13 protein-coding genes are annotated in these 12,691 nt (G+C 43.9%); 1 reads left to right on the forward strand and 12 read right to left on the reverse strand.

The window, feature by feature from the left end; translation table 11 throughout:
• Window positions 1-51: 51 nt before the first annotated feature.
• The 3 genes from D104_RS34800 to folM form a co-directional block, all read right to left on the reverse strand.
• Complete coding sequence (locus tag D104_RS34800) at window positions 52-327, reverse strand: hypothetical protein (RefSeq protein ID WP_024025298.1); 276 nt, start codon at window positions 325-327, stop codon at window positions 52-54.
• 144 nt (window positions 328-471) lie between these two features.
• On the reverse strand, window positions 472-1,155 hold the full coding sequence (gene folE / locus D104_RS34805; protein WP_024025299.1) for a GTP cyclohydrolase I FolE: 684 nt from the start codon (window positions 1,153-1,155) through the stop codon (window positions 472-474).
• A gap of 27 nt (window positions 1,156-1,182) precedes the next feature.
• The gene (gene folM / locus D104_RS34810) at window positions 1,183-1,905 is read right to left on the reverse strand and encodes a dihydromonapterin reductase (protein WP_024025300.1); all 723 of its coding nucleotides are present in this window, start codon (window positions 1,903-1,905) and stop codon (window positions 1,183-1,185) included.
• Window positions 1,906-2,133: 228 nt separating this feature from the next.
• On the opposite strand from folM, the gene D104_RS34815 reads away from it, so the two are divergent.
• Window positions 2,134-3,057 (forward strand): dienelactone hydrolase family protein, encoded by a 924-nt coding sequence (locus tag D104_RS34815; protein ID WP_024025301.1) that lies wholly within the window; start codon window positions 2,134-2,136, stop codon window positions 3,055-3,057.
• A gap of 38 nt (window positions 3,058-3,095) precedes the next feature.
• Here the strand turns inward: D104_RS34815 and D104_RS34820 are convergent, their stop codons facing one another.
• The 9 genes from D104_RS34820 to D104_RS34860 all read right to left on the reverse strand — a co-directional run bounded on the left by D104_RS34820 (window position 3,096) and on the right by D104_RS34860 (window position 12,538).
• Window positions 3,096-4,187, reverse strand: coding sequence for an MJ1255/VC2487 family glycosyltransferase (locus D104_RS34820; protein WP_024025302.1), 1,092 nt, complete (start codon window positions 4,185-4,187; stop codon window positions 3,096-3,098).
• On the reverse strand, window positions 4,184-4,699 hold the full coding sequence (locus tag D104_RS34825) for a phosphatase PAP2 family protein (RefSeq protein WP_024025303.1): 516 nt from the start codon (window positions 4,697-4,699) through the stop codon (window positions 4,184-4,186). Before D104_RS34825 ends, D104_RS34820 begins: the two co-directional genes overlap by 4 nt.
• A gap of 163 nt (window positions 4,700-4,862) precedes the next feature.
• Complete coding sequence (locus D104_RS34830) at window positions 4,863-5,435, reverse strand: hypothetical protein (RefSeq protein WP_024025304.1); 573 nt, start codon at window positions 5,433-5,435, stop codon at window positions 4,863-4,865.
• Between the two features lie 108 nt (window positions 5,436-5,543).
• Entirely contained in the window at window positions 5,544-6,569 is a 1,026-nt protein-coding gene (locus D104_RS34835) for a phospholipase A (protein WP_235075961.1), read from the reverse strand.
• 33 nt (window positions 6,570-6,602) lie between these two features.
• Window positions 6,603-6,953, reverse strand: coding sequence for a 5-carboxymethyl-2-hydroxymuconate Delta-isomerase (locus D104_RS34840; protein ID WP_024025306.1), 351 nt, complete (start codon window positions 6,951-6,953; stop codon window positions 6,603-6,605).
• A gap of 59 nt (window positions 6,954-7,012) precedes the next feature.
• Window positions 7,013-7,948: a 2-hydroxyacid dehydrogenase gene (locus D104_RS34845; protein WP_024025307.1), complete on the reverse strand. Its 936-nt coding sequence runs from the start codon at window positions 7,946-7,948 to the stop codon at window positions 7,013-7,015.
• Window positions 7,945-8,358, reverse strand: a complete 414-nt coding sequence (locus tag D104_RS34850) for a VOC family protein (RefSeq protein ID WP_024025308.1) — start codon at window positions 8,356-8,358, stop codon at window positions 7,945-7,947. The genes D104_RS34845 and D104_RS34850 overlap by 4 nt, the downstream gene beginning before the upstream one ends.
• A gap of 156 nt (window positions 8,359-8,514) precedes the next feature.
• Complete coding sequence (locus D104_RS34855) at window positions 8,515-10,077, reverse strand: FMN-binding glutamate synthase family protein (protein ID WP_024025309.1); 1,563 nt, start codon at window positions 10,075-10,077, stop codon at window positions 8,515-8,517.
• Between the two features lie 46 nt (window positions 10,078-10,123).
• A complete protein-coding gene (locus D104_RS34860) occupies window positions 10,124-12,538 on the reverse strand; it encodes a bifunctional diguanylate cyclase/phosphodiesterase (RefSeq protein WP_024025310.1) in 2,415 nt (804 codons plus the stop codon).
• Window positions 12,539-12,691: the final 153 nt, after the last annotated feature.

A 12,691-nucleotide genomic window follows, 5' to 3' on the forward strand; every position in this document is an offset into this window, starting at 1 on the left:
CGCATTCAGTCCGTGAATAAAATCTTTAAATCGACTTAACGTCTCTTCATTTCACTTAAACAATCGACGCTTTTCTTTTTCAATCGGTTTCCATTTCCAGCTAGGCGCGTCGCCTTTCACGTAATAGATCGCCAACAAAATGAGCGTGCTAATAGACACCAGTAGAATCCATGTTAACAACTCAACTTTTGGATCCACCAAAAAGCTGATGCATCCAATTGCCAGCAAATAAAGCATTTGCACAAACCAACCTTGCCAAGCCGTTGGTTTTCCCCATCCCCAACCATTCTTTTTGGCGGGGAACCACACTGTTTTTTTGTCTGTCATTTCTTATACAACCTCTGTAAAACCTCAAAACCGGATCATCGAATACGCTGCGTCACTTTGCCTGAATTCATTGCATAAAAAAAGAGCCTTCAACAGTAGGCTCTTTTTCATCAAACATTGTCATGCTACTTTTATAACAAAGCGTTATCTTGCTAGGAATTCGCTGCGAGTTTTGTCACTGCGCTTAAACAACCCACCCAACGCGGTAGTTTGTGTTGAAGAGCTCGCGTCCATAACGCCTCGCGCTTTCACACAATAATGCACGGCACTGATGCTCACCGCCACATTGTCGGTTTCCAGCAAGGCTTGTAACGTCACGAGTATTTGCTGAGTCAGACGTTCTTGCACTTGAGGACGTTGGGCGAAAAATCGCACGATACGATTAATTTTCGACAAGCCGATAATTTTTGTTTTTGGCAAATAAGCGACTTTTGCCAATCCATCGATGGTGACAAAATGATGCTCACATGTACTGGTAAAGCTAATGTCGCTCACTTTCACCATTTCATCGACTTTCATTTTGTTTTCAATAACGGTAATTTTTGGAAACTGCCCGTAATCCAAACCAGAGAAAATTTCTTTCACGTACATTTTAGCAATACGATGAGGCGTTTCTGCCAGACTGTCATCGGTTAAATCTAACCCCAGCGTCGAAACCACCTCTGTAAATGCACTCTTAATACGCTGGTATTTTTCTTCGCTGGTCAGACCATTATCAATCATAGGGGTTTCTAAGCCGCTGTCGATTAGAGCCTGACGTACCTTGATCGCTTCTTCAGACATCTCAAAACGATTTACACTATTTAGTTCAGCTGCATTAGCTTTCATATTTTCATCCTAAGTTGCTTGACCTTATCAAACCAAATGTCGGCCGCCATCCAGTGATAAGGTTCGACCTGTCATATATTGACTGTCTAATATGTACTTTACCGCTAGCACACCTTCTTGCTCTCCTGGCACCTTGTGCAGCAAAGACTTATTCAGGGCATTAGCGCGGTATTCTTCGTCGTCACTGTCGTTAAACATCAACAGTGATGGCGCGATCGCATTGACTTTAATTTTAGGCGCAAATCGTTTGGCAAACGAGCACGTTAAATTAGCCAAGCCCGCTTTACTAGAAGCATAGGCGATGTGTTTATCACTGCCCTTTTCAACCACGTAATCCGTCATGTGAATGATATCTGACTGCCCATCTCGCTCAGATCCTGCACATAATAATCCTTCGAAGGCGAGATTTATACGATAGGGTGCAAATACATGCACTTGCCACATTTTTTCCATTAATATCGCGGTATCCGCGCTACTTTCTTCAGACTCCCATTCCGACGCATTATGGATAATGCCTCCTAGTGCGGAATATTCTGTCCGTATCTTATCGATAAACGCATCCACACCCGATGACGTTGAAAAGTCAGCTTGTACACAAGTAATACCCTGTGCTTCCAACTCGGCGAGGTCTTTTCGTTCACGCCGATAAGTAATTATCACGCGGTACCCTTGCGCGACCAACGACTTTGCACAAGCAAGTCCAAGGCGTTGAGCTCCGCCCGTAATAATAATCGGCATTTTACGCATCATTCATATCCGTTCCTACTGAGTTATCGTCTTCACGCAGATAAAAATACACCATTCTATCAAGACGTATCTTGCTTTTCTGCTAACGTTAATACGCACCTTCTGATAAAAAAGATCAATTATCGTTCTCCAGTGCATTTTTTATACACTTCTATTGAACCACCTTTCATTGTTGAGTTCTAAACAATGCGCTACTCACTCAAACCAGCTAGATATGTAAAAGGAATTGTAATGACTTTATTAACCGAAAAATCGACCACTAAATCATTTTCAGCCGACAGCATCCCTCAAGAAGCCTTCGACTGGTATGACGAATACGCGCATGGCGACATCGATCGCCGCACGTTTTTATCTCGCCTTGGTACGCTCAGCATTACAGGTTTGACTCTTTCCGTGATCGCCGGGGCATTAACGCCAAACTATGCGCTGGCAGAACAAGTTTCTTTTAATGACCCTGAGATTATGGCCAGCTATGTCGAATTTGATACTCCAAACGGCCATGGTAAAGGTCGTGGTTATTTGGTCGTACCAAAAGGTGTCGACATGAATAATAAAGCACCAGCCGTGCTTGTCGCTCACGAAAACCGTGGCCTTAACCCGTATATTGAAGATGTGGCCCGACGCTTGGCCAAAGCAGGATTTATCGCTTTCGCACCCGACGCGCTTTTCCCATTGGGCGGTTATCCTGGCAACGATGACGAAGGTCGTGCCATGCAAAAAACGTTAGACGGCAGTAAAATTGAAGGCGACTTCATGGACGCGGCAATCTTGCTAAAAAATCATTCCTTTAGCACAGGAAAAGTCGGCATGGTGGGGTTCTGCTTCGGCGGCTATTTAACGAATGCGTTGGTGGCAAACATGCCAGACACGATTCAAGCCGGTGCGCCTTATTATGGCACGCCAGCCAAATCCAACATTGATAAGATAACCTCACCGCTGCAATTGCATTTTGCGGAGCTAGACAAACGCGTGAACGATTCTTGGCCGGAGTATGAAAAAGTGCTCAAGGCAAACAAGGTCGATTACACCGCCTATGTTTACCCTACCGCCAATCATGGTTTCCATAATGATTCAACCGCGCGTTACCAAGAAAAAAACGCGGAGCTGGCTTGGGAGCGTACAATTCAATTCTTTAATAAGACCTTAAACGCCTAATCAGGCACGCTACGATATGACCAGCGTTACGGCCAAGATTAGGCCGTAACGCTTTTCGCATTGTCAGACGTTGACGGTTTATTGTATTGAAAATCGATACCACGAACATTGGGGGTTTGCTGCCACAACGACTCACACAAATCCGTCACACTGGTGTCGTTACTGGACTGCAACCAAGCCACCACAGCACGCGCTACATTAGGATAAGAAATCTGTACCACTCGGCTCGTTTCCAACCACTCTTGAATAATCGTCGAATTCAAAACATCACTCGTTGTTGCAATACCCAACAAATCCAGCGCAATGGCATTGGAATGCTGCTCTATTTGCCCTTTTAACGGTTTAGCCAATATACGACGCCCTAATTGCAGCGCTTCAGAATTCAATTCAAATCCAGCGTTACATAAAACAGATTCACATTCACTTAAATTCTGTTGGAACAATTCCCGACCAAATGGGAAAACTTCCACATTGCCATACACGCCCGGCTCAATGTCTTTGCAATGCATGCGAAATCGATAATTAGGCACGCCATCCAGCCAATCCAATACCGCCTCACTGTTTTCAAACGGCAAATACACCAACACCTGCTCAGAATCAGACACGTTATTCAATTCCTGAGCATGAATCAGTGGCGGCAAAATAGGGTAACCGAAGTGATGCCAATGAGCTCCTAGCTGTGTTGCTGCGGGGGCAAAATTCGACATAATCCATTGCGCAATGACGTTTTTTTTATAACGTGGAATATCATGTTTAAAGGCGTATTGATGGCCAAAACCGATGCAAGGCACACCTTGACGCTTTGCCGCCCACGCAACTATCGGCTCAAAGTCGGTGATGACCAAGTCGTATCCACGCGTGTCCAGTGCTCGGATGTCTCGATAGAGCGTAAATAAATTGGCGTTTTTACAAGTCGCATACAAATCTAACTGACCGTTTCGCGCCACGAAGCTCAAGCCTTGAAACGTGCGATATTCACCAAACACTGCCATATCGAAATAGTCTTCTGGTGGACGGCCAGAAAAAACAAAATCCACCTCAAATCCGGCTGCATGCATCTCCGCTGCCATGGCTCTGGCTCGTGTAATGTGGCCATTGCCCGTGCCTTGAACACCATAAAGGATTTTCATATTAACACTCCGATTGCGAAGGCCGCACAAGCACTGCCTAACAGAGCGCCAATCACAGTGTCTGTCGGAAAATGCACACCAAGAAAAATACGTGATAAACCGACATTGGCTGCCCAAAAGTACAAGACCATGTTGAAAGCGGGAAACCATTCACTCAAACAAAAGGCAATAAAAAAAGCCCCAGAGGTATGGCCAGAGGGAAATGAAAATTGATCGGATGGAATAATAAAACTGCTAAAGTCATCCAAGGCCTCCGCGGGGCGATTTCGCTTAAAGCCTCGCTTCAAAACAAAGTACACAGCACGTTCTAGCAAAAAACCGAATGCCAACACCCACACCAATGTTTCTAAGCCAGAAAACCAAGCAACAGCCGCAATGGCTGCATACAAAGGACCATCGGCTGAAAACGAAATAGCACGCCCTATCTTGGTTAAACTGACTCTGTGTTTACGCGCCATACACCAATAAAAAGTTTGTACATCAAATGCATGGATATTTTGAAGTATGTTCATTCTATCACCTCATTGGTTTTGTCTTACTTTCAACATAGACCAGTAAAATGTCAGTTCCGCGACACTTAGGTGACAACTTAATGACAGCCACTTCGATAATATTTAGGCGAAAAAAAACCTCACAAAAGTGAGGTTTTTTTTAACAAAAAATCAGTAAGCGTAATTACTTCATGCCATTCATTTTGTGGAACCGTTCGATCATGGCTTCAGGCTTCACTTTTTTGTTGCTGCTGTTTAAAGCATACACAACCGTTTCGCCTTTTGGACCAGAACCAATGTCGGTATAACGCAATGGTACTTCACCCACAACACGCGCACCGTTCATTTCGGCCAAAGACCCAAACACATAAATGCGGCCTTCAATGCGCATTTCGCCGTAAAACGGATCAGCTGCTTCTAATGTGCCATCGTACATATCAACCGATGCCACGCCAGACATTTTCTTTTTATCCGCATTGGTTAAGCCAAAGACGATGGTTTCTCCTTTTGGACCAGCACCAATACGAACTTTACGAAATGAAGTTTCACCAACTTGTAGGAAGTCCTCATAAACAGCACGATCATCAAAAATATAGATTCGGCCTTCTTGATGCACTTCATACAAATCTTCGTTGTTTAAAGATACCGCTTCAGCCATCGGCTTCGCGCCCTCTTTTTTAACCATTTCACCGCCACAGGCCGTTAATAATGTCAGCGCGACTAAGCTTGTTGCAACAGGTAAAAATTTCAACTTCATGGTTTAGCTCCTAGGTTTGATTTATACCCACCTTAGAAGCAAAAAATGACGAAACCATGACACTTTAATGACGGTATGATTTCAATCCACCATTATGAGTGATTATGACTACAGCCAGTTGGTTAACATTATACCAATACCAAGCGATTGAGTCTGATGGTTATAGTCCAATAACGATTGCCCGTAACCATTAAAATATTGAACGTAGCCCCGTGTTTTTCCCCACAGAGGGAAATTGAAACCCACTTGTATCGCACCTCTATTACCAGACGATTTAAGATTATTTCGAAACATAATATCGATGCTGTAATCGTCAATAACATGGATGATATTCACTTCACCGTAGCCAAAATAATCTTCAATATTCGGGTTGTCATCAACTTTTGAGCTTTCATGAATTCGGTACCACGGCTTAATAGAAAAAGCGGTGTCACCGGCTTCAAACATGAAATCCATGTAAAAACGATTCCACGAACGCGATAAATCCCCGGATTGACCATTGGATTGATGATTAAATCCGTAGGACACGTATTTCGGTTTTATGCCCAAAAAGCCGTGTTTGGGCTTGGTCACAATAAACGCTTCCGGTTCATGATTGGTATCGCGAAACGGCGCCGAGATATTGCTATTATAAGCTTGCCAGAAGGCCTGCTGAGTATAGGCAAACCATAAACTGCTGTTTCGCCCAACAATCTCATAGGCAACGGGGAATTTGACGCTCAGCTGGAATTTGAATTCGACACTTTGCAAACTTTCTGAATCACTGTCATCGCCTAAAAAAGCACGATCATTCGGATTTGACGTATAAGCAATGGGCAAAAAATAATTGGGTCTGTGTGGCGTCATCACAAATGGATTATTTGCCGTCGCTTTTTCTCGGTCTTCTCTTTGTTGAAACAAGCCATTTGCTTCTTTGGCGCGCTTAGCAATGGATTCCGGTACCTCTGGCTCTTCAGGAGAATAAGGTTCACTCACTTCCTCAACCGTGCCATCAGCTTGCCCCTCAATCTTACTGTCAACAACGGGGACTGTTTCAGAATCGGTTGCTGGGGTATTTTTCAATTCAACCGATTCGTCCTGCGCCCAAAGCAAACTCGGAAGCAGTAACATTAAGCACGCAATGGCTTTCATCATTTAAAACCTTTTTGACGATACACATCGTCATTATTATTGAGAAAGAACCACTTTTTTCGCGTAGGTCTCACGGTCCATATCGCACATTTCAACCGAGAGACTAACATCCGTTAATGAAAATTGTGTTAATGCCTCCAAGATCAAATGAGATAATTGCTTTTTTTGCTCCTGTGTACGGCCGGACAGCATTCTGATGGTCACATGCATAAACGCATCTTCTTGCCCGCCAGTTAAAAAACTTTTGTACGGAAAACTACGAAGTTTAATATCGTCCAGTGAAAAAATAGCCGACGCGACACACGCGCTTTTTATGGCTTCCAATAGATCGGCTGGCGGCACTTCTTGTTCTAAATTTTGACTGTATTCAAGAATGCAATGAGGCATCGCGGGCTCCTTTTTTTTAGATTTATGAGACACAAATTACAGTGGATCTATTCTTTGAATCAATAACCCCGAATTGGGTCAACGGATGGCGGTATAGTCCCTGTTAATCGAAATATTTTAATATTTTCTGCCACTATTTTACTTGCACTAATCGGATGAGTGGGCGCTGATATATGCGGTAACACCGTAATGGATTCATGCTTCCAAAACGCATGATGAATGGGCAATGGCTCCTGCGTGAAAACATCCAATACGGCATGAGAAATGTGTTCTTGTTCGAGCTTTTCAAGCAAGGCGTCTTCATCAATAACGGCGCCACGAGCAAAGTTGATCAGACTGGCACCAACGGGTAAAAGCGACAAAGCTTGAGCATTAAGTAACCCTGTTGTCTCTTTCGTTAAGGGCAATAAACAAACCAGTATATCACTTTGCATGAGCAATGAAGTCAGTCCATCCTCACCATGAAAGCATTCAATGCCTTGTATTTCTTTGGCATTGCGGCTCCAACCCGCCACACAAAAACCATTGTTTGCCAAACGCTGAGCACTGACACGCCCTAACGCACCTAGGCCTAGAATACCGATTCGGCGATCCTGAGCACGTACCATTGGGCGCTGAGACCATATTTGTTGAGCTTGTTGCTGCGCATACACTGGCATATCTCGATGCAAAAACAGCGTCCACGATAACACCGCTTCTGACATGGTACTGGCCAAATCAGGATCCACTAACCTTACAATAGAAAAAGGCGGCGAAGACAACTCGTTCATCATACGTTCAACACCCGCCCAAAGACTGTGAACCCATTTTAAAGAAGGCAACGCCAATAAATCCTGAGGGTTCGGGTTCGCAACAATGGCGACATCGCATTGCTGCTTCTGTTCTTGTGTTAGCGTAGCAAACGGAACAATGTCTTCACCCGGCATGACATCGGAAAGCGTTTTAATCCAAACGTCCTGTTCAAACGAACCGCTTCGGCTCACAAAAGGAATCATTTTTCATACACCTGAGACAAACTGTTGAACCCTTTTAATTCAATCGCATTGCCACTTGGGTCTTTAAAAAACATGGTCCATTGTTCGCCTGGCTCGTCTTCAAAGCGCACGCTGGGCGGCAATTCAAAAACAACATTGGCCTCAGTAAGACGTTGAGCTACTTTATTCCACTCGTTCAGCGGCAAAATCAACCCGAAATGCGGCATAGAAACCAGATGGTCTCCCACTTTACCGGTTTTGGTTGTTGGACTCGGCACACCCAAATGCAATGACAACTGATGCCCATAAAAGTCAAAATCAACCCAAGTTTCCGTACTCCTCCCCTCAATACAACCCAAAATATTTGTATAAAAAGCACGAGTTTCTTCTAACGAGGTCACATGAAAGGCGTAATGAAATAGAGCAGACATAAAGACTCCTAGCAAGGATTATGAGGCTAGAAAATACAGTACACCGCCAAAAAGTAAATACTTCGTCATTCGGATGACGAATATACTTAGTATTAGGAAAAAGAATAACAATAGAAAATACACGCTAGCCATTTCTATTGTTATCGTATTGACGGCTTACTGTATGCGATCTTCCAAAGACACGGCGCTGTCTTGGAAAGCAACCGTGTCTATGTATTCTGGACGTATGTTTGGCATTGGATTCACATCAGAAAACAGTTGAGAGCGGCTTTGATTTTCAATAATACGCACGTGTGATCGGTTTAACTCTCTGGGTTCTTTCACACCACAAGAGTGTGCAATCATGCCAATCCCGTGCAGCAGTTCTTCTGCGTAATTGGCCACTCGCTCAGATTTCTCAGCCGCGACCAAACCTCTTTGTAAATCAGGGTTGTGCGTTGTAATCCCGGTAGGACAAGTGTTTTTATTGCATTGCAACGCTTGGATGCAGCCAAGGGAAAACAGAAAGCCTCGCGCGGAAACAACAAAGTCAGCACCGGCACTCAATGCCCACGCAGCTTTACCCGGTACAATCAATTTTCCTGAGGCAATAATTTTAATATAGCGACGTAGCCCATAAGCCGTCACAACATTCACGACAGCGGGTAAACTTTCCCGTAAATGCATACCGACGTAATCCATCAAAGGCTGCGGTGCTGCACCGGTTCCGCCATCTGAACTGTCAATGGTAATAAAGTCAGGGCAATAATCGATGCCTTTTTTGTGTATTAATTCACACATTTTTTCGAAAAACATCAAGTCACCCACCACCATTTTAAAGCCAACAGGCTTCGACGTGACCTTACGAACATGGTGAACCATGTTTAATAGATCATCGATGGATTTAATATCAGTATGCCCATTGGGACTATTAGAGTCTTGGCCTACAGGGATGCCTCGAGTATGAGCGATCTCTTCGGTGACTTTTGCACCTGGTAGCATGCCGCCTTTTCCAGGTTTCGCACCTTGGCTCATTTTGATTTCAAACATGCGCACATTTTGATGTTCAGCAAGGCTAACTAATTTTGCATCGTCCAAATGCCCTTCATGATTACGCACACCATATTTTGCTGTGCCGATCTGAAACACAAGATCACAACCACCTTCAAGATGGTAAGGCGACAATCCGCCCTCGCCAGTGTTCATCCAAATACCCGCTTTGCGCGCGCCTTTAGATAAGGCTTGAACCGCAGGTTTAGACAATGCACCAAAACTCATGCCCGAAATATTCACAACAGACTGCGTTCGATAAGGAATTTTGGCTGTGTATTCGCCAATGCACACTTCTTTCGGCTGAGCCGCGTCTTCGTCTAAGGTTGGAAATGCGCAGTTTAAAAAGAAGATATCGCCCGGTGTTTCAAGGGACCGTGTCGAGCCAAAAGCAATGGTCGTGTCCACTTTTTTGGCGGCACGATAAGCCCATGAACGCTCCGCTCGATTGAATGGTAGCTCTTCTCGATCCATGGCAAAAAAGTACTGGCGGAAAAACTCGCCTAGGTGTTCGAAAAGATAGCGAAAGCGCCCAACGACTGGGTAGTTTCGTCTTATGGTGTGCGTCGTCTGGTGTGTATCGACCCAGTACATGACGACAACCGAAATTAAAGCAACAAACAGTATAAATACGAACAGCAACGCCGCCCAATGAATAGTCAGTGTTGCCAATGAAGATAGAAAATCCATCCTGTGCCCTTACAATAAAAATGAAAGTTGTAACTTTAATACTACGCTACAAAGAAGGTTTCAACGTGGCGGAACCATGGACAAATGCAGCAATAAATTCATTGGGCGGCAAAGGATGTCCAAAATAGTAGCCCTGATAATAAAAACAATTTATCTCACGCAGCCGGTCGTAATGCAGTAACGTTTCCACGCCTTCTGCTAGAACGTTTATATTAAGCGCTTTGGCCATCGCGATCACCGCATGAACAATCGCTTCATCACTTTTATCCGTCAGCAAATCACGCACAAAAGATTGGTCTATTTTCAGCCTATCTATCGGTAATGATTTCAAATATTTCAATGAAGAATAACCGGTGCCAAAGTCATCAATCGAAAGGTACACACCCAAACTTTTTATCGCATTCATTTTATCAAGGCAAGATGACAGATCGTTCAGTAGCATGTTTTCCGTAATTTCAAGATCAACACAGCGAGCAGGTACTTTGTGTTTTTCCAACTGCTCTTTTAGCATGGGCAAAAAACCCGCCTGTTGGAACTGAATCGGGCTCACATTGATCGACATACGCCACGAAGGTTGCCACTTCCCTTCTTTCAGCCACGTCGCGACTTGCGACAAGGCTTCATTCAAAACCCAATGGCCAATCTCCACAATCAGGCCAATTTCTTCGGCAACCGGAATAAACTGATCAGGAGGAATGAACCCTTTAGTGTCATCCTTCCAGCGGATCAATGCTTCAGCGCCGATTAACTCATCTTTATCATTAGTTTGAGGCTGATAATACAACTCGAACAATTTAAATTCCGTCGCATGGTGAAGCGCTTTTTCCATTTCCAAACGTGCATCTGAAACCGCCTGCATCTCTGCTTTATACAAGGCAAAGGTATTTCGGCCGTATTCTTTGGCACGGTAAAGCGCCGTATCGGCTTGCTTTAAAATGACTTCAGCCGAGTAACCTGATTCATCAAATAAGGTCGCACCCAAACTCGCGGTAATATGAACTTCATGGCGGCCCGCTTTTTTAACTTGTTGGCACGCATACATGATGCTTTCAGAAAACCCTTTTATTGCTTTTTCAACACGCGCTTTATCGCTGCCTAAGTTCGTCAATAAAAAAGCAAATTCGTCGCCACCCATTCGCGCAAAAACAATATTCTCTTCAATAAGAGACGCAAGTTGTGACGCCACGCAGCACAATAACTGATCGCCAACATTGTGCCCTAGCGAGTCATTTATGGTTTTAAATCTGTCGAGGTCCATAAACACAACCGCAGAGTAACTCTGGCCATGTTGTTGAGATTGTAATGTCTCGGCGAGCTTATCGGCTAAATATTGGCGATTGGGTAAATTCGTGACGGCATCGTAGTACGCCAAATGATGGATGTGCGCTTCTGTTTCTTTGCGGTCCGAAACGTCTCGGATCAGCATTAAGGTTTCTATTTTGTCTTGTATATTATACTTGGCTAAACGTATCTCTACTGGTAATTCAGCACTCTGAATCTGATACAAGGTTTCTACGGTTTGGGGTGAATCGACCTTCAGTGAATTCAGTATTTTATAAAAAGCCCCCCAAGATGACGCTGCATGCAAGCTTTCTAATGAACTGGATTGAAGGCTTTCTCCTTTTACTTTCAGCATGACCTCTGCGGCTGTATTAACCAAGGTGATTTTATTGTTTTCATCCAACAGTAAAATTCCGTCCGCGGCGTGTTCTATCATCGCTTTCGTGTGACTATCACTGCGCTCCAAGTCACTCAACGCGGTGTTTAATTTGTTCCAAAGTTGCGAAAAAGTAGAATGTAAATGACCCAGCTCGTCAGATTTATGGCGTCGGAGGAAAGATTTTGGCAAAGGCAACTCTTCTTTGTGACCCGCGGTCGATAAGGTTTCCGTCAAACGTTTTAAGGGGTTTGTGACCAAAAAGTAAAAAACCAAAGAAATAAGGGAGGCCAATAAAACATCTTTAAACAAGTTATAAATAAGGATAGAAAGGTGTTCTTTGAAAATGGTATCGAGTAAAAAACGTTTTTCAGGCAACACCAATAAATAGCCGGCTTGAAATTCAGGCGTCTCTAAACGGAGCTGCCGCTTATAGCCTTGAATTTCTGGTAGAAAGTACTCCGCCCATTCACTTGATACAGAGTAATCATCATCTGTAGTGGTTGCTTGAACAAACACCGCTCCGGATTCATCCCGCACTTCCACATGCGCAATTGCAGCGTTCAGTAATAAGCTATCAATCTGTTGCTGTGCAAATCCGATATCCAATCGGAACACCGCTTCGGACAAGGGTTTTTCAACCACAGCAAGTAACTCGTCAAAGTCCTTATCTATGTGAAGCTTCTGATCATGGACACCGTCAATAAACTGAATCAAACTGCTGACTAAACTTAATACAATCGCCAATACTAACGTTAGCAGCGCTTGCTTAATAAATAATGACTTAGAAAGAACAACACCCATTACTACTCACTTATTTTTTTCATTACAGCGCGTTTTATTTGGCGCTCATTTTGATGGGCAACTCTCAAGGACAATCAAATATATAGAACAATAAGGGAAAACACATCCTGCATTTTGCCAAAACAGAGCCAAGACTGACATTTTCCCTATGTC

This window comes from Marinomonas profundimaris (assembly GCF_000508165.1).
GTDB lineage: Bacteria > Pseudomonadota > Gammaproteobacteria > Pseudomonadales > Marinomonadaceae > Marinomonas > Marinomonas profundimaris.

What these genes read in the sequence shown, in the direction of transcription:
- D104_RS34800 (WP_024025298.1), bottom strand. Translation starts at nt 327, where the DNA reads ATGACAGACAAAAAAACAGTGTGGTTCCCCGCCAAAAAGAATGGTTGG.
- folE (WP_024025299.1), bottom strand. Translation starts at nt 1,155, where the DNA reads ATGAAAGCTAATGCAGCTGAACTAAATAGTGTAAATCGTTTTGAGATG.
- folM (WP_024025300.1), bottom strand. Translation starts at nt 1,905, where the DNA reads ATGATGCGTAAAATGCCGATTATTATTACGGGCGGAGCTCAACGCCTT.
- D104_RS34815 (WP_024025301.1), top strand. Translation starts at nt 2,134, where the DNA reads ATGACTTTATTAACCGAAAAATCGACCACTAAATCATTTTCAGCCGAC.
- D104_RS34820 (WP_024025302.1), bottom strand. Translation starts at nt 4,187, where the DNA reads ATGAAAATCCTTTATGGTGTTCAAGGCACGGGCAATGGCCACATTACA.
- D104_RS34825 (WP_024025303.1), bottom strand. Translation starts at nt 4,699, where the DNA reads ATGAACATACTTCAAAATATCCATGCATTTGATGTACAAACTTTTTAT.
- D104_RS34830 (WP_024025304.1), bottom strand. Translation starts at nt 5,435, where the DNA reads ATGAAGTTGAAATTTTTACCTGTTGCAACAAGCTTAGTCGCGCTGACA.
- D104_RS34835 (WP_235075961.1), bottom strand. Translation starts at nt 6,569, where the DNA reads ATGATGAAAGCCATTGCGTGCTTAATGTTACTGCTTCCGAGTTTGCTT.
- D104_RS34840 (WP_024025306.1), bottom strand. Translation starts at nt 6,953, where the DNA reads ATGCCTCATTGCATTCTTGAATACAGTCAAAATTTAGAACAAGAAGTG.
- D104_RS34845 (WP_024025307.1), bottom strand. Translation starts at nt 7,948, where the DNA reads ATGATTCCTTTTGTGAGCCGAAGCGGTTCGTTTGAACAGGACGTTTGG.
- D104_RS34850 (WP_024025308.1), bottom strand. Translation starts at nt 8,358, where the DNA reads ATGTCTGCTCTATTTCATTACGCCTTTCATGTGACCTCGTTAGAAGAA.
- D104_RS34855 (WP_024025309.1), bottom strand. Translation starts at nt 10,077, where the DNA reads ATGGATTTTCTATCTTCATTGGCAACACTGACTATTCATTGGGCGGCG.
- D104_RS34860 (WP_024025310.1), bottom strand. Translation starts at nt 12,538, where the DNA reads ATGGGTGTTGTTCTTTCTAAGTCATTATTTATTAAGCAAGCGCTGCTA.